Source organism: Microvirga splendida (assembly GCF_016427565.1).
In the GTDB taxonomy this organism is placed as follows: domain Bacteria; phylum Pseudomonadota; class Alphaproteobacteria; order Rhizobiales; family Beijerinckiaceae; genus Microvirga; species Microvirga splendida.
In genome coordinates this window covers 132,657-151,667 of the sequence record NZ_JAELXT010000010.1, presented here as the reverse complement: position 1 = coordinate 151,667, position 19,011 = coordinate 132,657, and the positions used below count along the sequence as shown (strand labels likewise).

Sequence of the window (19,011 nt, the reverse complement as noted above, 5' to 3'; positions counted from 1 at the left end):
GACCATCGCCGTCCAGTACAAAGACATTGACCTCACCTACGGAACTCAGGCGCACTCCGATACCGCGGGTACAGTTCTGCCACTAACACGATAGTGGAGTTTTAAGGCCTCTCTCTAGAGTGCGCTCGCTTCGTGCAGAAGCGTCTTGAGCTTGGCGAAGAAGGGCTCAACCGACCTTACAGTCTCAAACTCTATCAAAACCAGCAATGCTACCAATGAAGACTTCTCAAAAGCATGAATGCGAATAAAATGAATTAGCCCGAAATAGAGCAATGATCCAGAAAGCCGAGATTATCACTCTACGCATAATTAATGATAATTGATTAACTGGGCCTATTTCACCAGAATTTGAGAAAAGACTTTTTAAAGGCATATCGCCAAGAACTACCGCTAGAACAAGATAGTATATGGCAAGAAGCTATGTCACCATACAGCAAAGCAAGATTGAATGTTCACGCACCTGGTGCAACCCAGACACTCCCGAAGATGAGGGTCCTCGCAATAATTCCGGGTGAGGCCGACGATCCGAGTAGTATGGTCTTCGCGCGACGACAAATGGCGGCTATTGCGCAGAGCGGAGTTGAGGTCCGCATTTTCTTCCTATCTTCTCGCACTTCGTTGCGCACCCTAGCCCGAGAATCTAGACGCTTTCGCAGCGCCGTTCGCGAATTTGAACCTGACATTGTGCATGCTCATTACGGCACAGTAACGGCCTTATTTGCTGCAGCCACGACAACTTGCCCGCTTGTCGTCAGCTTTCGCGGGAGCGATATCAACCCCACCAGCGACACCAGCTATATTCGGAGTCTATTTGCACGCCTCTTTTCACAAATAGCGGCTGTGCGCGCACAGCACATCATCTGTGTCAGCGAAGAGATCAGAAGCAGGATCTGGCTGCCGGTCCGACCGTCGTCGATCATTTTCGACGGCGTCAACTTATCATCCTTCTATCCCATCTCACGTGATGAGGCACGCAGTAAGCTAGGATGGAGTAAGACAAAGAAGTTCATATTCTTCAATTTGAGCGGCCGCCCTTCGGGCAAGCGCTTGTCCTTAGCTGAAAGTGCTGTCGATTATGTACGGCGAGAAATCAGCGACGTTGAATTGGTTGCCGTCAGTAAAGTGGACCCAGAGAGGATTCCACTCATCATGAATGCATGTGACTGTCTCCTGCTTACGAGCGATTGGGAGGGATCTCCCACCGTAGTTAAAGAGGCAATGGCATGCGAACTTCCAGTCATCTCAGTAGATGTTGGCGATGTGAGGATGCTATTGGATGGGGTGTCTCCTTCGCGAATTGTACCTGCCGAAGTTGCTGCAATCGGAAGCGCTCTTGTTGACGTTCTTTGTATGGAAGTGCGCTCGAATGGAGCTGAGCGAGCCAAGATAATGTCAGAGGCAACCACAACGTCCCGTCTGTTAGGCGTCTACCAACTCGTCATGTCTCAAGCGAACCACCACTACGAAGCTCAGACGCAAAGACAGGAAGCTTGAGCGAGAGTCCGCGCAAATACAGTATTTATATCGTCTTATAGGAGCGCATGTGGGCTGAAATGCCCTTCTTCACACCTCGGCTAAAATTGACGACTGTGTAGTATCGTTTGAAAACGTTAGCGATTTATCCAAGAAGATTCGACTCCACAACTCGATGCAGATGATTGCAAGCAAAGTGTAAGTACCATCTACACTTCCTCGCCGCGTTGCTGCACGAAGGCCTTGGACCGCTTTGACGTTAAAGTATCCCCGATTTTGCAGTGATCGTACCGAGAGAAGCTCCTCCTGAAGATCATAGAGTTCTTCCTGCATCCAAGCTCTCAGAGGCATTCCAAATCCTGTTTTGGGTCGGTAGATTGCTTCTCGCGGAAGATGCTGCTCCATAGCCCGTTTGAAGACCCACTTACCTTCACGCCCGACCTGTTTGTACTTTGTAGGCAGAGAGGTCGCGACTTTGATAAGTTCAGTGTCGAGGAGCGGAACTCGGCATTCCACTCCACATGCCATCGAGACCTTATCAAAGAAGTTTAAATTGTGATCTGGCACGAAAAATTTGCCGTCGAGATAGAGCATCCGGTTGATTGGCTCAGTCGATTCAGGCAATTGCTCTATGGCATCTAACAAGGGAGTTCCCACTCCCTTTCCTTCAGGGTTCATACCCCAACCGGGAGCAAGCAATGAGGAAATAGCGCTTGGCTGCTCCCAAAAGAAATAGCTTGCAATCCGTTCATCCTCAGGAAGATGTGCATACGAAAACGCCTTCCGTATCTTCCGTGCCATGGGATTGCGAACAGGTATGCGGCTAGCCAGTTCCGACGCAGCCTGTCGCGCCGCTTGCGGCAACCAACTCCATCGACGCTCTTGCGACAGAGCGTAGTGCCGCCGGTACCCTGTGAAAATATCGTCGCCTCCCATTCCCGACAAAAGAACCTTGATTCCTAGTTGCTTGGCGGCCGCGCTGATGAGGTAGGCGTTAATAGGCGCTACGTCGGCTTGCGGCTCATCCATCATATATATGAGTTCCGGCAAAAGCCTCAGGCTTTCAGGGCCAACAGGAACTTCCTCAACATCAACACCGATATGGCGGGCAACACGGTGTGCATAGGGAAGATCGTCTTCCATTCCCTCATCTCTTGCACCAGGTCGGGTAAAGCGAATAGTAAAGCAAGGAAGATTGCTGTCCTTTGCGCTTTCTTTGGCGAATGCGACCACGGAGCTAGAGTCAAGGCCGCCGGAGAGGAACGCGCCAACCGGAACATCCGCTACCATCTGCCGCTCAACCGCCGCCCTGACACTCTCATGAACCATCATGATCGCGTCTTGACTGCTCATATCTTGCGGCGGTGATGCATACGGCAGGTCGTAGTACGACCAAAGCTTCACGATTTGATCATCGCGCGCCAAGAATGCGTGACCGGGAAGAAGTTTCCTTATGCTTCCGGCCATAGTCGTTTCGCCCGGGCTCCAATGATAGGTCATGTAATTTTGCAAAGCGGTAGGATTCACTGTCCAATCTACATCTGGAAGGTCGAGGAAAGACTTCATCTCACTCGAGAATAAGAGACCTCGAGAGGTGGTTGTATAGTAAAGTGGTTTGACGCCGACGCCATCACGCGCAACGAACAGAGTCTTCGAACGGTTGTCCCAGATTGCGAAGGCGAAAATACCGTTCAAGGAATTCAGCATCTCAACCCCCTTCCAGAGATACATCTTGAGAAGCACCTCCGTGTCGGATCGTGTCTTGAAGTGAAAACCTAGATACTCTAACTGCTGCTGAAGCTCGCGATAGTTGTAAAGCTCTCCGTTGTAGATCAGGACAATTTGGCCAGTCTCGTCGGCCATAGGCTGACTGGCAGCATTTGACAGGTCGATGATCGACAGGCGTCTGTGAGATAATCCTACTTGCTGATCCGATGAGCACCACATTCCAGCACCGTCGGGACCGCGGTGCGCGATCCGAGAACTCATCCGGTTGAGATCCGCCTTTTCGAAGTGGCCAAGATACCCAGCAATTCCACACATCGACGGCTCCTACCCAGTTGTCGGCACTTCCTACGTCACACTCTATGGAAATCAGCGAGTGCGAGCTTCTACCGACCAACAGCACATTCTGTGATGCCGTTAAGTTTGGCGAGTTCTCAGAGCCTGTTGGTAAACATCAATGGTGCTATCGATGACATGCTCGAGTTTGTACTTGCGGGCAGCATCTCGGCGTATGGCTTCGCGGTCTAAGCCAGAAGTTAGCAGGTTCAGGACCCGTGATGCATCTTCACTAAGATCTTGTCCGCTCAGAAAGACTCCGTCTTTGCCCTCCGAGACCATCGACACAAGACCAAAAGCGTGAGGCACGGCGACCGCAAGACCTCTACAATGAGCTTCGGCGACGACCATAGGAGCTGTTTCCTGCTTAGATGCAAGCACTAGCACGTCCGACTTGTCCATCCACCACACTAGATCCTGGGGGCAGGCATTGCCGTGAAAAGTGATGAAGGAGTTCAGATTCATGTCTTCGACCGCACCTAAGCACGTTTTTAGGTACTGGTCCTCGGCAAATGGACCGACAATATGGAGATGGGCGTCTACGCCCCGACGTACTATTTCGCTCATCATTCGCACAAGCGCCAAGACATTCTTGCGGGCGCTGACCTCACCTACATAAAGCAGATTGTAACCTTCTGTCCGGTTGCAACTATCATCAGATGAGGTCAAAAAAACTTCGTCGACTGGGTTTGGTATCAGTCTGTTGTGCATTTTTGTCAGATCTGGCATCGCATCGAACAGGTAGGAGTTGATAACAATTGAGATATCAAAGCGTCCCCGCGATATTCTCTCGACCGATCTCAGAAAGGATGATCGAAGAGAGGCGGTCATTCGGCGCGCCATATCGGTGTCTGCTTTGAAGGCCACCTCTCTGTCATTGACGCCATGCGGAGTGAATATCCATGGCCGGCTCCGTTTTCCATGATATCTTGGCCAGAGTAGAGAGAAACCAGCCAAGTCTTGCACATGTACGATGTCGGGAGAAAAGCGCTCGACTGCGCGGTAGGTGGCCCGGGAACACCAAGACCAATATGTAAGAATGCGGGGACAGGCAGGAATCTTCAGATAGATAATCTCCCCAGAAGCGTCGACATGTCTAAGACTTCGGGAGGAATCTGGTACGACGAGGGAAACGCGCAGTCTTTCTGCTAATCCACGGCGCAGTACCTGCACGACTCTTTGAACGCCCCCCTGGCTCGGCTCGTCCGGCAGTGGGTGGGATCCAACTAAAGTGACGTGCATGTCGACCATCACCGCTCAGCTCTGCTAAAATGACGTTCCGCGTCAAGTCGATAGCCAGTGAACGCCTTGGCGGCTCTGAGTTTCGACAAAAAGTTTTACTCTCAGTGATAAATTCTGCCACGTTAACAGTCGAGCGCAATCGATTTGTGTATAGCCATACCGGATTACCCAGCATGAGCGGTCATTTCTTTCTCATGACCTCTGAAAATACGTTCGCTGTCATCGTACAATTTGCTAGATTTTAACCTTGCTGGGCATTCACGGCCCTTACGCCGCGATTATCAATGATTTCCTTCTCATCTCCGATCGCGGCGGGCTTATCTGCAGACGTGATGATACAAGAGATCTTGAGTCAGCGTCACGAACAGCGAAGAACGGCGGTACGGGATGGAGAGGCTCGATCTGGCAAGACGCTATTATTTCAGGTTGCGGAAATGGGCTCGCTATGCGGCGGGAAGCTCGCAACACCACGTTCCTCAGGGCCGCGGCCGCATCTACCGTCCAAACCAGCTTGAAGGCTATTTCAACGATCTCACCGGGAAGTCTCGTTGGCAGGGGCTGTGTGACAATCATGGAATTCCGATCGTTCAAACCGACCGCGGCAATCTTTTCAGTTTCCCGATCACCGTATTTCAAAAAGGCTTGGCTCACTGGGACCTCTGGCTTCTGTCAGGACGTGAGGACGAATCGGAGCGCAACAGGTTTTTGACCATTGCCAATTGGGGCGCTGATCATATTGATGATAATGGCGGTTGGCGATGTTGGGACATGCTTGGACGGGGCGCTGTGAGTCCCTACTCCTCAATGGCGCAAGGACAAGGAGTTTCTGTTCTGTCGAGAGCCTATCTTGCGACAGGTGACACTCGCTATCGCACACCGGCATATCGTGCCAGAGACGAGATGGCCGATGAACGCTCCAGCATTGGCGTTGCGCGTTACGAAGCCGATGGACTCATCCTCGAGGAATACCCCACGAGCAAAATGCCAGCCGTCTTGAATGGATGGATTTTCAGCTTAATGGGCCTTAAGGATTTCCAATTGGCTTTTCCTAACGAAAGAAGTTCCCAGCCACTGGATGCCACCCTGACAGCTCTTTCAAAGCGATTGCCTGATTATGATACGGGCTATTGGTCTCAATACGATCTGGGAGGGCGGCTGGCGAGCCCCTTCTATCATGACCTGCACGTCGCGCAGCTCCAAGCCTTAGCAGATACGTTCCCGAAGCACAGCGCGATATTTGCGCGAACTGCACATCGCTGGGCAACCTATAGCGCGTCTCCGATGCGTAAATCTCATGCCGTTCTAGTCAAAATAAAGCAGAAGCTTGTCGACGTCGATAATGAAGAGATGGCGTAAACCGGTGCGCATGTGTTTCCCTCTCCTCATCTTTCACCGGTGCTCGGATGCGATCCAAGTTTGCAACCCATTTAGCGTTGCAGCGCGCTTGGTGAAGATCTGGTACTCAACGTTGCGCTTCGCCTCTAGCAAACATGTAACCGCATGAGCACGTTTACGGTCAGGCACGCACCCTCGCTCAAGTCGCAGCATAAGAAAGACATTCCGGCGGGATGGCTTAGGTCGATCCGTGAGGCGCAATTGACCGTCCTTTGCTATCATCGGGTTGAACACCCTGACGACAATGGATTTCAAGGTTTCAAACCGACATATAGTGCAACCAGGGAAGCCTTCGTCAGGCAGATGGACTACTTGAAGGCTCACTACAATCCGATCTCTTTGCGTGACCTCGTTGCATGGCTGGACGAAGATCGCCAGCTCCCGCCCTGCCCTGTCCTCATCACATTTGACGATGGATACCGCGACAATGCGGAGGTCGCTTGGCCCATCATGCGCGATCGTGGACTTCCTGCTGCAATCTTCCTGGCAACTGAATACATTGGAGCGGGGCGGCCGTTCATATGGGATTTTGCAGCTTATTGTTTTCAGCAAACTCCCAGATACAGTGCCGCGGTTCCGCTGATCGGCTGGACAAGTCTCGGCACAGAAGGAGAGCGGGATAGCGCTACCGTTGCTTGGGTGGAGAAACGAAAGCGTCTTCCTGCAGCGGGTCGGGACCAAGCCATGAGCGAGCTTGCGGCTGCGCTGGATGTACCGCCCGCGCCTCAGGACACATTCCGTCGCCTTTATCTGGATTGGTCTGACGTTCAGGTTCTCGCACGTCAGGGCGTCGAGTTCGGGGCTCATACTTGCTCTCATCCGATCCTGACGCAAGTATCCCCCACCGAAGCAGATGAGGAGATCATTCATTCGATCAACGAGTTGACTTCGAGGCTTGGAGCGGCGCCCCTCGCCTTTGCGTATCCAAACGGTTCTGCACGAGACTACTCGCACGTTCACGAAGCGATCGTGAGACAGAGCGGAATGCCTGTGGCGTTCAGCTTGGAGCCTGGACCGATAGCGTTGCCGATGATCCGCAACAGGCTCATGAGCATCCCACGCATATACATTGGGCGGAACGACAACATGCTTCGCTTCATTGCCAAGTTAAATGGCGTCGCACGCTTCAGTCATCTGGTGCGTAGCTATCTGCCATTGAGAAAGCCAGTCTCTGCATAATAACAGCGGAGGGGATCCCATGGAGCAATTTTTCCCTGCCACAACAATGAGCGTCAAACTCTCTAGGGGGATTGCTGCGGAGAAACTATTGGAGGATCCGGCATTTCAAAGCGAGTGGATCGATTTGGCGGCTGTTTGTCCGTGGGCGACAAGTTTTCAAGCTTGGGAATTCGCTGATGCTTGGTACAGCGTCTATAAGGATCTTTATGACGTTTTGCTCTTGTTCCAGCGGGACGACAAAGGTCGTTTGACTGGTCTTCTGCCACTGGCTGTTGAACTTAGCACAAACCAAATAGTCCATGTTGGCGCTCACCAGGCCGAGTATCAGGTTTGGATTGCCTCCGAGTCCAGTTCTGACGACTTTATCGAAAGAGCTTTGGACCTTTTGAAGGAGCAGTATCCACGGCAAAGACTTAAGTTGAGGTACTTACCGGCGAATGTCCCACAAGGCTGGCGTTCTCCCGGACGCCGCTGGAGACACTCCTCAATATTGCAGGAATATAGGCGTCCATACTTGGTGCTCGGCGTTGATAGCAGTGTCGAGAGATCTTTGAAAAAGAGAGGCAATCGAAACCGCATCAATCGTCTTAAGCGCAATGGGACGCTATCATTCGTTCATATTCAATCCCGGGCGGAACTTGAACGGCTTATCGACACTGTGGCGGACTTCTACGATCTTCGCCAGGGAGCCATAAGTCCCACTGCCCCATTTCGGGATGATCCACGAAAAAGGGAATTTACACTGCGGCTGTTGGACAAGCCCGGCTTAACACATGCTTCGGTTCTGATGCTGGACGATGTGCCTATTGCAGCGAATATCGGCCCTATTAGCCATGGCTTTGTATCACTTGGTGTATTCGGCTACTCACCATTCTATGGGGAAAGCTCGCCCGGGAGAATGCTCATCCTGCTACTTGGGCAGTATCTTGGGAACTGTGGTCTTCAGCAACTCGATCTAACATCGGGTGGTGACAGTTATAAGGATGAGATGGCCGATCACACCGACCCAGTATATGTGCTGAGCGTCCAGTTTCACCGCTTCGCCCACTTTCGGGAAATGGGAAAAGCGGTTTTTCTGAACGTGCTGAAGCGGTGTCTGAACGGCAAGAGCAGATCCACAGCCTTGAAAGTGAGGGACGTTCTTTTCGACCCAGTCATTTATCTCGGAAATGTCGCGAACCGCTTGTCACTGCTGCGCCCTCGCAAATATAAAAAATACTATGAGATTGATCTCGCTACCGTCACATCCGGCTCCCCGGAGACGGTCTTTCAAGTGAATTCAATCTCCGACCTTCTGCTTTACAGGCCCTTGCGAAAGCAGGATCTAAGTAGAAGAGCTTTTCTTGATTATGCTTGGAGGCGGCTTGAGGCTGGGGACCGTAGCTATACATACTCAGAAAATGGTATGCTGATGTACTGCGCCTGGCTGCGGCAACCTGGAAAAGGTGACAGTTCAAATCCAGGTAGCGTCGTCGAGCTTCTTCCCAACACATGTTTGCTTTGGGACAGCTACATCCATCCAGGGGCCCACAGGCAGGATTTGATGAGAGCCTCACTCTCCCAACGAATTGGTGACGCTGCAAAGATTCCAGGGATCGAAAAAGTCTTGGTCGAGGCCGAAACGATTGGTCCGCGCTTCCCAAGCCATGCCGACCTTTTGAGCGGAATCAATCGCACCACAGCCGCATCCAGCCGCTTGGTTGCTTGATCAGCCTGTTAGTAGAGGCGGTACTAGGCACTATCGGGGACATCCAGGGTGACGCGTGGCACTGCGGCGTGCTCTTACTCCCGAAAGATTGGACGGGTCATCTCGGTTGATGTGGGGCGATGAACTCACGTGGACGTAATCGCGCTTGATCGTGCGCACGAAGACCTCCGCCATACCGTTGCTCCGCGGGCACGGAAAGCCCCGATTTTATAGTACAAGAAGTGAGCCCAGGCGTGACCTTGATCAGGCGACTGAAGATCCGTTCACTCCGGGCCCGTAGAAAACGAAACTCGGATTGACTAGGTCTCTGCGGCGACAAGGCCGAGATTCAGTCTATGACGGATCGACCTATTCAGAACATAGTCATCTGTGATTGGCCAAGGTCGACGCAAGGGTACCAAGGTCCGCGGCAAAGCGGACGTTGTAAAGCCGGGCCTCATGTTGTAAAGGCACACACGCGTCTTAAGTCCTGCGTTCCCATTGCTCTGGGATGCCTGCGCGAGGCGTTGGATCAGGTCGAGACGACAAATCCAGCAGGTCTGCGCGTGAAGCCGCCGGGCGTGCCAGGTGTTCCTGCCCTCGATCGACAGGTTTCCTGGCCAGAGTTCGTATCGATGCGGTCTTAAGCCGGCGCCTCACAGATGTCAGTTTCGTTTAGATTAGGTGGATTTGGCGGATGAATGCTCCCGCGCCTAAAGTCTCGTTCGTGTCCCTGGGCTGCCCGAAGGCCCTGGTCGATTCGGAGCGCATCATCACCCAGCTTCGCGCTCAAGGTTACCAGCTGACCAAGGAGCATGACGGGGCCGATGTGGTGATCGTCAACACCTGCGGCTTTCTCGACAGCGCCAAGGCCGAGTCCCTGGAGGCCATCGGCGAGGCCATGGCCGAGAACGGCAAGGTGATCGTCACCGGCTGCATGGGCGCCGAGCCCGAGCAGATCCGGGACCAGTTCCCGAACGTGCTCGCGATCACAGGGCCTCAGGCCTACGAGTCCGTTGTCTCGGCCGTTCATCAGGCCGTGCCGCCGGCCCATGATCCTTTCGTGGACCTCGTGCCGCCCCAGGGTGTGAAGCTGACGCCGCGCCATTATGCCTACCTGAAGATTTCCGAAGGCTGCAACAACCGCTGCTCCTTCTGCATCATCCCGAAATTGCGCGGCGATCTCGTCAGCCGACCCATCGGCGACGTGCTGCGCGAGGCCGAGAAGCTCGCGAAGGCCGGGGTCAAGGAGCTTCTGGTAATCTCGCAGGATACCAGCGCCTACGGCCTCGACATCAAATACCAGCCGAGCTTGTGGAAGGACCGGGAGGTCCGCACCCGCTTCTTCGAATTGGCCAGGGAGTTGGGCGACCTCGGCATGTGGGTGCGCATGCACTATGTCTATCCCTACCCGCATGTGGATGAGGTCATCCCGCTGATGGCCGAGGGCAAGATCCTTCCGTACCTCGACATCCCGTTCCAGCATGCGTCGCCCAAGGTGCTGAAGTCCATGCGCCGGCCGGGCAACCAGGAGAAGACCCTGGAGCGCATCCACAAATGGCGTGAGATCTGCCCGGACTTGGCGATCCGTTCGACCTTCATCGTCGGCTTCCCCGGCGAGACGGAGGAGGATGTAGACTTCCTCATGCAATGGCTCAAGGACGCCAAGATCGACCGGGCCGGCTGCTTCCAGTACGAGCCCGTCCAGGGCGCGCCAGCCAACGACATCGCCGGCGCCGTTCCGCCCGAGGTGAAGGAGGAGCGCTGGCACCGCTTCATGCAGACGCAGCAGAAGATCAGCGCCAGGATCCTCAAGAGCAAGGTCGGCAAGACGCTTCCCGTCATCATCGACGAGACCGGCGCCACGGTCGCAACCGGCCGCACGAAATACGATGCCCCGGAGATCGACGGCGTCGTCTACGTGGCTTCGCGCCAGCCGCTGAAGGCAGGCGAGATCGTCAATGTGACGATTGAGAGCTCGGACGAGTACGACCTGCACGGGACGGTGGCCTGACCGCCCTGCCCTCAAGCACCTTCAATCTGAGCGCTGCCGATGACCCGAACACCGGCGGCGCTCATGTCATTCTGGGCCGTCGCAAGCGATCCGTTCGTGTCGATGGCCCGTGAGGCATCCTCGATCACATAGGTCTCGAACCCGGCTGAAGCTGCGTCGAGCGCTGTCCAGGCGACGCAGAAGTCGAGGGCCAGCCCGGCGCAGAAGACCCGGCGGAAACCGCGTTCCTTCAGGTAACCTTCAAGGCCGGTCGAGGTCTGCCGGTCGGCCTCCCTGAAGCCCGAATAGCTGTCGACGCCCGCGTTGTAGCCTTTGCGAATGACGAGTTGTGCGTGAGAGATATCCAGGTCGCTCGAAATCTCGGCGCCGGGTGTGCCCTGCACGCAATGGTCGGGCCACAGCACCTGAGGGCCATAATGCAGATCGATCATCTCGAAGGGCTGCTTGGCCGGGTGGGTCGAGGCAAAGGAGGCGTGGCCTTTCGGGTGCCAGTCCTGTGTCAGCACCACATGGCGGAAAGCCTTGGCAAGGCGGTTGATGGGCCGGATGACCGCATCGCCGTCGGGCACCGCGAGTGCTCCCCCGGGGAGGAAATCGTACTGAACGTCCACGACGATGAGAACATCGTCATCGCCCGGCCTGATCGTCATTCGGCTCTCCTCTCCATGCCTGCCCGTCGATATAGAGGCTGAAACGAAAAGGGCAGCCGGTCTCCCGGCTGCCCCGTTCCGTCGAAATCCGCGGGCTTACTGCGGGATCTTGTCCTCGATGCCCTTCACGTAGAAGTTCATGCCGAGCACCTGCTCGTCCGAGAGGGCGCCGTTGCCCTTGCACTCGATCTCCTTGCCGTCCTGGCCGATGATCGGGCACTTGAAGGGGTTGAGCTTCCCGGAACGGATGGCCGCCTCGGTCTCCTCAGCCAGCTTCTTCACGTCGTCCGGCATGTTCTTGTAGGGCGTCATCACGACCATCTTGGAGTCCAGGCCGCCCCAGGTGTCTTCCGACTTCCAGGTGCCGTCGAGGACTGCCTTCGTGCGGGCGACGTAGTAGTCGGACCAGTTGTCGACGATGGCGGTCAGCTGGGCCTTCGGGGCAAAACGCTCCATGTCGGAGGCCTGGCCGAAGCCGAACTTGCCGCGGGCCTCGGCGGCCTGGATCGGAGCCGGGCTGTCGGTGTGCTGGGCCAGCACGTCGACGCCCTGATCGAGGAGCGCCTTGGCTGCATCGCCTTCCTTCGCCGGGTCGTACCAGGTGTTGGCGAACACGATCTTGATCTTGACGTCGGGGTTCACCGACTGCGCGCCCAGATAGAAGGCGTTGATGCCGGCAATGACTTCCGGGATCGGGAAGGCGCCGACGTAGCCGATGGTGTCCGTCTTGGTCATCTTGCCGGCAATCTGGCCGATGATGTAGCGGCCCTCATGGAACTTTGCCGCGTAGGTGGCGAGATTCGGGGCGCGCTTGAAGCCGGTGGCGTGCTCGAACTTGATGTTCGGGTACTTCTTGGCGACCTTCAGGGTCGGCTCCATGAAGCCGAAGGAGGTCGTGAAGATCAGGTCGTGGCCGGTGCGGGCCAGCTGCTCGATGGCGCGCTCGGAATCGGCCTCCGGCACGCTCTCCACGAACGTGGTCGTGACCTTGCCCGGAAATGCCTTTTCGATGGCCTGGCGGCCCTGGTCGTGCTGGTAGCTCCAGCCGTGGTCGCCGACCGGGCCCACATAGATGAAGCCGACCTTGATCTTGTCCTTGGGCTGCGCAACTGCACCGCCGGCCGACAGAGCCAGGACTGCTGCCCCCGCCAAGGCTCCGAAGACTTTACCTGAAAACATGCTCGTTCCCTCGAGGTTAGATTTCCAACATTCCGTCGCAGGTCTGGAGGCTTCTGGCAAGAATTCCTCTGCCTACACTTTCGTCAGCTTAACACCACTTTGCTCATCGGTCAGGCACGAAGGGCACGCCCAGGGATCCAGGCGCCCCGATGGCCCTGCCATGGCGGATCGAGAGGAGCAGAAGGGCCAGAATCGTGGCCAAATAGGGCACCGCCGACAGCAACTGCGACGGCACCCCGAACTGCGCCGCCTGGGCGTGCAGCTGCAGTACCGTCGCCGCGCCGAAGATATAGGCGCCGACCAGCACCCAACCCGGCCGCCAGGCGGCGAAAACCACGAGCGCCAGGGCAATCCAGCCGCGGCCTGCCGTCATTCCCGGCGACCAGAACCGGGTGTAGACGAGGGCCAGGTATGCTCCGGCCAAGCCGGCGCAGGCGCCGCCGAACAGGATCGCCCAGAAGCGCACCCGCCACACAGGCAGGCCCAGGGCATTGGCCGAGGTATGGTTCTCGCCGATGGAGCGCAGGGTGAGGCCGGACCGGGTGCGGACGAGATAGAGAGCCACAAGGATCGTCAGCGTGATCGAGGCATAGACGAAGAGATCCTGCTCAAAGAACAGGCGCCCGATGACCGGGATGTCGCTCAATCCAGGAATGTCGACCGGGGGCACAGGGTCGCGCCTCGCCCCGACGAAGGGCGCTCCGACCAGGCCGGAGAGGCCGAGGCCCAGGATGGTGAGCGCGAGGCCCGAACCCGTCTGGTTGGCCGCGAACCCTAAGACGAGAAGGGCGAAGAGCGCCGCCATCAGTGCACCTGCCAGCATGCCGGCGGCGACGCCGAGAACGGTGGAATCGAAAGTCACGGCGGCGGCGAAGCTGCAGGCCGCCCCCATGGCCATCATGCCCTCGACGCCGAGGTTGAGAACGCCGGATCGCTCCGTCACGAGTTCTCCCAGGGCCGCGATCAGCAACGGTGTGGAGGCGGTGACGATGGTAAGGAGAATGGCCTCGAAAGTGGTCACTTGCCCCCTCCCCGTGTGGCGAAACGAATCCGGTAGCTGACCATGGCATCGGCCGCGAGCACGCACATGAGCAGAATGCCCTGGAACGCCTGGGTGAGATCGAGCGGCAGCTTGAGCAGGATCTGCGCGTTCTCGCCCCCGATGAACGTGAGCGCCACGACCAGCGAGGCAATCAGGATCCCGACGGGGTTGAGGCGCCCGAGGAACGCGACCGTGATGGCCGTGAAGCCGTAATTATTCGAAATCGAGGGTTGGATTTGGCCGATCTGGCCCGACACCTCAACAATCCCGGCCAAGCCTGCGAGGCCGCCGGAAATCGCAAAGACGGCCAACGTCGTGCTTCTGGCACTGAACCCAGCGAACTGGGCGGCGCGGGGAGCATCGCCCGTGAGCTTGAGACGGTAGCCGAAGAGCGTCCGGCCGAGGATGACGGCGGTGACCAAGATGGCGACGAGCGCGAAGATCGCTCCGTAGTGGACCCGGCTCTCTTCCAGGATTGACGGCAGGGTCGCCGCCGGATCGAAGGTGACGGATTGCGGGAAGTTGAAGCCTTTCGGGTCCCGCCACGGGCCGCGGGCGAGATAGTCGAGGATCTGCTGCGCCACATAGACCAGCATCAGGCTGGTCAGGATTTCATTGACCCCGAAGCGGGTCTTCAGGAAGGCCGGGATCAGCCCGTAAAGAGCACCGCCCAAAATGCTGAGCAGCAGCATGAGCGGCAGGACCCAGAGCCCGGCGTCGGTGCCATGGGTATTCAGGGCGAGCCAGCTGCCGAAGATCGCCCCCATCGTATACTGGCCTTCCGCACCGATGTTCCAGAGATTGGCGCGAAAGCAATAGGACAGGCCGATGGCGATGAGCGCTAGCGGCGTCGCCTTAACCACCAATTCCTGCAGCGACCAGGGATCGCTCAGAGGTTGGAGAACGTAGACGTCGAAGGCTGCGATGGGCGAGCGGCCCATGAGCCAGATCACGAAGCCCGCGATCAGGAACGCCGTGATGAAGGCTACGACGGGCGCGACAGCCCGCATGACCGGCGAAATATTGGTCCGGGGCGTCAGCTCAAACCGCACGGGTACCCCCTTGAGCTTGCGCAACACCGAGCATTTCGAGGCCGACGGCTTCCTTGGTCCATTCTCCGATGGGCTTCAGCGGGCTTAAGATACCCTGGTGGATTACGGCCATTCGGTCGGCCACCTCGAACAGCTCGTCGAGATCCTGGCTGACGACCAGCACGGCGCTGCCTTCGCGCGACAGGTCGACGAGAGCCTGGCGGATGAGCCGCGCGGCGCCTGCATCGACGCCCCAGGTGGGCTGATCCACGATGATCAGATTGGGCTTGCGGATGATCTCGCGGCCGATGACGAACTTCTGCAGGTTCCCGCCGGAGAGCTTGCGCGCCTGCGGGTCCCCCTCGGGCGTGCGCACGTCGAAGCTCTGGACGATCGAACGCGCAACCCGCCTGGCGGCATTCATCAGGATGAAGCCCGAACGGCTGACCTCGATCGCCGCATGGGAGATCAGGGTATTCTCGCTCAGGCGATGGCTCGGCGCCGCAGCATGGCCGAGGCGCTCCTCCGGCACGAACGCGGCGCTCAGACGCCTGCGGGCATCGATGCCCAGGGTGCCGGAAGGCTTGCCGGCGATGACGATGGCATCCGCCCGGTCCGCCAGGCGCTCGCCCGAGAGCGCGGCAAAGAGCTCGCTCTGGCCGTTGCCCGCTACGCCCGCAATGCCGACGACCTCGCCGGACCGCACCACGAGATCGATGTCGCGCAGTGCCTGCCCGTGCAGGCCGTCCGGCGGCATGGACAGCTTCGAGACCCGGAGGATCTCACCTTTGACCTGATGCGGCGCGTCTGTGCGGACCTCGCCGACCTCGTTCCCGACCATCAGGGCGGCGATCTCCCGGGCGCTGCTCGCCCGCGGATCGATGGTGGCGACCACCCGCCCCGCCCGCAGGATTGTGGCGCGGCGGCAGAGGCGGCGCACCTCCTCGAGCTTGTGGGAGATGTAGAGGATCGAACAGCCTTCCGCCGAGAGCCTGTCGAGTGTCGTGAAGAGGTGCTCCGCCTCCTGGGGAGTGAGCACGGAAGTCGGCTCGTCGAGGATCAGCAGGCGCGGGTTCTGGAGCAGGCAGCGCACGATCTCGATGCGCTGCCGCTCGCCCGCGGAGAGGGTCCAGACGGCCCGGTCCGCATCGAGCGCCAAGCCATAGGTCCGGCTGATCTCGCCAAGCTTGCTGCGAACCGTGGAGAGGCTCCACTCATTCGAGAGCGCCACGGCGATGTTCTCCGCCACACTCAGCTCATCGAAAAGGGAGAAATGCTGGAACACCATGCCGAGGCCGAGAGCCCGCGCCTCCACCGGCGACCCGATGGTGACAGGGCGTCCCTCCCAGCGGATCTCGCCCGCGCTCGGCTCGATCACCCCGTAGAGAATCTTGACCAGGGTCGACTTCCCCGCTCCGTTTTCACCCAGCAGAGCGTGGATTTCGCCCGGCTCGATGGACAGGTCGATGCCGTCATTCGCGAGAAGATCGCCGTAGCGCTTGCTGATCCCTTTAAGCTCGACGAGGGGCGGTCCCGAGGGTGGTACGTCTGCCTTCACACAAGCGTCTCTGACTTAAAGGTTGAAGCCGGGTCGGAATCTGCACATGAATGACGGCCTGTACGGAACCTGGCAAGCGCCGCACCGGGTCGTCACTCCTTAGTGAGCCGATCATAGGGACGCGTCGCACCGGTCGGCAATGGCCAATCCGTGCTTTATTGTGAGTCCGAGACCCGTCCACAGAATGGTGAGAGCAGGCCTTGTCCGAGAACACCTATAACATTGCCGTTGTCGGCGCCGGGGCGGTCGGCTTGAGCGCGGCCCTGGCTTTTGCCCGCGACGGCTTCAAGACCGTTCTCGTCGGAGGGCTCGACCTGCGCCGGGACGGCCGCACCGTCGCCCTTCTCAACGGCTCGGTCCGCTTTCTGGAGGCGCTCGGCGCATGGCCCTCCCTGGTCTCGGAGGCCGCACCGCTCGAGACCATGCGGATTGTCGACGATACGGGCAGCCTGTTCCGCCCGCCGCCGGCCTCGTTCCGGGCCGGGGAGATCGGCCTGGACGCCTTCGGATGGAATATCGAGAACACCGCCCTGGTCGAGAAGCTCACTGAAGCAGCGCGGGCTTGCGAAAACCTGACCCACATCCCGGAATTCGCAACCGGCTTCGAGGTGACTGACACGGGAGCCGCCCTGTCGCTCGCCGGTGGCGGCACCATCAGGGCCAGCCTCGTCGTGGCGGCGGACGGGCGCAATTCCAAACTGCGCCAGATCGCCGGCATCGGAACCCGGACGTGGTCCTATCCGCAATCCGCCGTGACCGTGATCCTCGCGCATGACCGGGACCACAGGGAAACCTCGACGGAATTCCACACCCGCCACGGGCCTTTCACGCTGGTTCCCCTGCCCGGCCGCCGCTCCAGCCTTGTCTGGGTTACGAGCAAAGCCGAGGCGGAGCGCCTGTCGCAGCTCGACGACGCGGCTCTCGCGCTCGCCATCGAGCGGCAGGCCCAGTCCCATCTGGGTGCCATGCGCGTCGACGGCCCGCGCGGTCTCGTGCCGATGACTGGTCTTTCCGTGAACCGCTACTGGGCCCGGCGGGTCGCCCTCGTGGGCGAGGCCGCCCACGTGTTCCCGCCCATCGGGGCACAGGGCCTCAACCTGGGCTTCCGCGATGTCGCCTCCCTGCGGGACGCGGTCGTGGACGGGCAGAAGGTGGGGCATGAGCCCGGGTCCGAGGAAACCCTGACCCGCTATCAGACCAGCCGCGACCTCGACGTCCGCCTGCGGACGGCTGCCGTGGATGGCCTGAACCGCACTCTTCTCACCGGGATGCTGCCCACGGACTTCCTCCGCGGGGCTGGACTTCTGGCGCTTAGCAATATCGGCCCGTTGCGCCGGGCTGTCATGCGTGAGGGGGTTCTGCCGCGGGTCGGCGTGCCCCGGCTGATGCAGGGTGCCTCGCCCGTTTAGGGAAAGAGGTCGTAAGGCACGGCGCCCGTCTTGGTGACGTAGAGGATGCCCGTCAGGGTCAGCATCGAGACGATCGTGCCGATGAGCACACACGCCGAGGCCCGTTCCACGCCCACATTGTACTGCGTCGAGATGACGAAGATGTTCAGGGCCGGCGGCAGCGCCGCCATGATGATCGCCGCATAGGTCCAGGCCGGGCCGAAGTCGCCGAGGGCCGAAAGCACCACCCAGACCAGGAGAGGGTGGAGGATCAGCTTGATGAAAACCAGGACCGGCACCTCCCCGGGCATCTGCCGCAGAGGCCGCAAGGCCACGGTGACCCCTAAGATGAACAGGGCGCAGGGCGCGGCGGCTCCCGACAGCCAGGTGACGATCTGATCGGCGGCCTGAGGCAGCCGGAGATGCAGATAGCTCGCGGCGACGCCGATGGCCGTGGCGACATTGAACGGATGGGTCACCACGCGCCAGACGATCCTGCGGATGGTGGCCGACAGGCTCAGCTTCTCGACGCCAGCCAGAGACATCAGGAGCGGCACGACCGAGAACAGGAACAGGTTGTCGAAGACGAAGATCAGCACCACAGGGGCGCTGGCGGAGGCGCCAATCGCCGCAAGGATCAGGGGCGGTCCCATATAGCCGATATTGGAATAGGACCCGGCGACACCCTGCATCACCGATTGCGGCAGGTCCCTGGTGTAGCGCCACCCGGTGGCGAAGGAGAGCGCGAAGGCGCAGAAGGTCGAGAACGTCGTCGCCGCGATGAAGGACCAGTTCGCCAGCTCGTCCAAGGGCTTGTCGGCGATCAGCCGGTAGAACAGGCAGGGCAGCGCCACATAGATCAGGAAGAACTGCATCCAGGCGAGCCCTGCCTCAGGCTGCTTGACGATCTTGCCGCAGAAGAAGCCGAGCCCGATGAGGCCGAAGAAAGGGGCGAGCAGGTTGAACAGCCCGATCAGATCGGACATGGGCGGCTCCAGGCGTGACGGTGAAGCGGACGACGGCGTGAGCAGCCCTTCTGGCAAGGTTCCAATCTTGCGGCAATCCCACCTTTCGGAAGGCCCATAGTCCTAAAACGCAGGACTGGCCGGCAG

The 19,011-nt window shown here is 58.5% G+C and carries 14 protein-coding genes; 6 read left to right on the top strand and 8 right to left on the bottom strand.

The window, feature by feature from the left end:
* The first annotated feature begins 420 nt into the window (after positions 1–420).
* Positions 421–1,494: a glycosyltransferase family 4 protein gene (locus tag JAO75_RS12245; protein ID WP_343234603.1), complete on the top strand. Its 1,074-nt coding sequence runs from the start codon at positions 421–423 to the stop codon at positions 1,492–1,494.
* A gap of 69 nt (positions 1,495–1,563) precedes the next feature.
* Here JAO75_RS12245 and asnB read toward each other — a convergent pair whose 3' ends face one another.
* Both asnB and JAO75_RS12235 read right to left on the bottom strand, forming a co-directional pair.
* Positions 1,564–3,516, bottom strand: coding sequence for an asparagine synthase (glutamine-hydrolyzing) (gene asnB, locus JAO75_RS12240; RefSeq protein WP_199049423.1), 1,953 nt, complete (start codon positions 3,514–3,516; stop codon positions 1,564–1,566).
* Between the two features lie 99 nt (positions 3,517–3,615).
* Positions 3,616–4,785, bottom strand: a complete 1,170-nt coding sequence (locus JAO75_RS12235) for a glycosyltransferase family 4 protein (protein ID WP_199049422.1) — start codon at positions 4,783–4,785, stop codon at positions 3,616–3,618.
* A 378-nt stretch (positions 4,786–5,163) separates the two neighbouring features.
* On the opposite strand from JAO75_RS12235, the gene JAO75_RS12230 reads away from it, so the two are divergent.
* The 4 genes from JAO75_RS12230 (at position 5,164) to rimO (ending at position 11,051) form a co-directional block, all read left to right on the top strand.
* The gene (locus tag JAO75_RS12230) at positions 5,164–6,132 is read left to right on the top strand and encodes a D-glucuronyl C5-epimerase family protein (protein ID WP_199049421.1); all 969 of its coding nucleotides are present in this window, start codon (positions 5,164–5,166) and stop codon (positions 6,130–6,132) included.
* A gap of 144 nt (positions 6,133–6,276) precedes the next feature.
* Positions 6,277–7,350: a polysaccharide deacetylase family protein gene (locus tag JAO75_RS12225; RefSeq protein ID WP_199049420.1), complete on the top strand. Its 1,074-nt coding sequence runs from the start codon at positions 6,277–6,279 to the stop codon at positions 7,348–7,350.
* 19 nt (positions 7,351–7,369) lie between these two features.
* A complete protein-coding gene (locus JAO75_RS12220) occupies positions 7,370–9,058 on the top strand; it encodes a GNAT family N-acetyltransferase (RefSeq protein ID WP_199049419.1) in 1,689 nt (562 codons plus the stop codon).
* Positions 9,059–9,734: 676 nt separating this feature from the next.
* Positions 9,735–11,051 (top strand): 30S ribosomal protein S12 methylthiotransferase RimO, encoded by a 1,317-nt coding sequence (rimO, locus tag JAO75_RS12215; protein ID WP_199049418.1) that lies wholly within the window; start codon positions 9,735–9,737, stop codon positions 11,049–11,051.
* Positions 11,052–11,062: 11 nt separating this feature from the next.
* On the opposite strand, the gene pncA is transcribed toward rimO, so the two are convergent.
* The 5 genes from pncA to JAO75_RS12190 form a co-directional block, all read right to left on the bottom strand.
* Complete coding sequence (gene pncA, locus JAO75_RS12210) at positions 11,063–11,701, bottom strand: bifunctional nicotinamidase/pyrazinamidase (RefSeq protein ID WP_199049417.1); 639 nt, start codon at positions 11,699–11,701, stop codon at positions 11,063–11,065.
* Positions 11,702–11,797: 96 nt separating this feature from the next.
* Positions 11,798–12,880, bottom strand: coding sequence for a BMP family ABC transporter substrate-binding protein (locus JAO75_RS12205; RefSeq protein WP_199049416.1), 1,083 nt, complete (start codon positions 12,878–12,880; stop codon positions 11,798–11,800).
* 103 nt (positions 12,881–12,983) lie between these two features.
* Positions 12,984–13,901: an ABC transporter permease subunit gene (locus JAO75_RS12200; protein ID WP_199049415.1), complete on the bottom strand. Its 918-nt coding sequence runs from the start codon at positions 13,899–13,901 to the stop codon at positions 12,984–12,986.
* Positions 13,898–14,974 (bottom strand): ABC transporter permease subunit, encoded by a 1,077-nt coding sequence (locus JAO75_RS12195; RefSeq protein ID WP_199049414.1) that lies wholly within the window; start codon positions 14,972–14,974, stop codon positions 13,898–13,900. The genes JAO75_RS12200 and JAO75_RS12195 overlap by 4 nt, the downstream gene beginning before the upstream one ends.
* A complete protein-coding gene (locus tag JAO75_RS12190; protein ID WP_199049413.1) occupies positions 14,964–16,511 on the bottom strand; it encodes an ATP-binding cassette domain-containing protein in 1,548 nt (515 codons plus the stop codon). The genes JAO75_RS12195 and JAO75_RS12190 overlap by 11 nt, the downstream gene beginning before the upstream one ends.
* A 200-nt stretch (positions 16,512–16,711) precedes the next feature.
* Between JAO75_RS12190 and JAO75_RS12185 the strand changes: the two genes are divergently transcribed.
* On the top strand, positions 16,712–17,920 hold the full coding sequence (locus JAO75_RS12185; protein ID WP_199049412.1) for a UbiH/UbiF family hydroxylase: 1,209 nt from the start codon (positions 16,712–16,714) through the stop codon (positions 17,918–17,920).
* Here JAO75_RS12185 and JAO75_RS12180 read toward each other — a convergent pair.
* Entirely contained in the window at positions 17,917–18,885 is a 969-nt protein-coding gene (locus JAO75_RS12180) for an AEC family transporter (RefSeq protein ID WP_199049411.1), read from the bottom strand. The genes JAO75_RS12185 and JAO75_RS12180 overlap by 4 nt on opposite strands.
* Positions 18,886–19,011 lie beyond the last annotated feature (126 nt).

Bases quoted from the DNA above. Each gene is read 5' to 3' on its own strand.
- JAO75_RS12245 (WP_343234603.1), top strand. From the start codon at position 421: ATGTCACCATACAGCAAAGCAAGATTGAATGTTCACGCACCTGGTGCA.
- asnB (WP_199049423.1), bottom strand. From the start codon at position 3,516: ATGTGTGGAATTGCTGGGTATCTTGGCCACTTCGAAAAGGCGGATCTC.
- JAO75_RS12235 (WP_199049422.1), bottom strand. From the start codon at position 4,785: ATGGTCGACATGCACGTCACTTTAGTTGGATCCCACCCACTGCCGGAC.
- JAO75_RS12230 (WP_199049421.1), top strand. From the start codon at position 5,164: ATGGAGAGGCTCGATCTGGCAAGACGCTATTATTTCAGGTTGCGGAAA.
- JAO75_RS12225 (WP_199049420.1), top strand. From the start codon at position 6,277: ATGAGCACGTTTACGGTCAGGCACGCACCCTCGCTCAAGTCGCAGCAT.
- JAO75_RS12220 (WP_199049419.1), top strand. From the start codon at position 7,370: ATGGAGCAATTTTTCCCTGCCACAACAATGAGCGTCAAACTCTCTAGG.
- rimO (WP_199049418.1), top strand. From the start codon at position 9,735: ATGAATGCTCCCGCGCCTAAAGTCTCGTTCGTGTCCCTGGGCTGCCCG.
- pncA (WP_199049417.1), bottom strand. From the start codon at position 11,701: ATGACGATCAGGCCGGGCGATGACGATGTTCTCATCGTCGTGGACGTT.
- JAO75_RS12205 (WP_199049416.1), bottom strand. From the start codon at position 12,880: ATGTTTTCAGGTAAAGTCTTCGGAGCCTTGGCGGGGGCAGCAGTCCTG.
- JAO75_RS12180 (WP_199049411.1), bottom strand. From the start codon at position 18,885: ATGTCCGATCTGATCGGGCTGTTCAACCTGCTCGCCCCTTTCTTCGGC.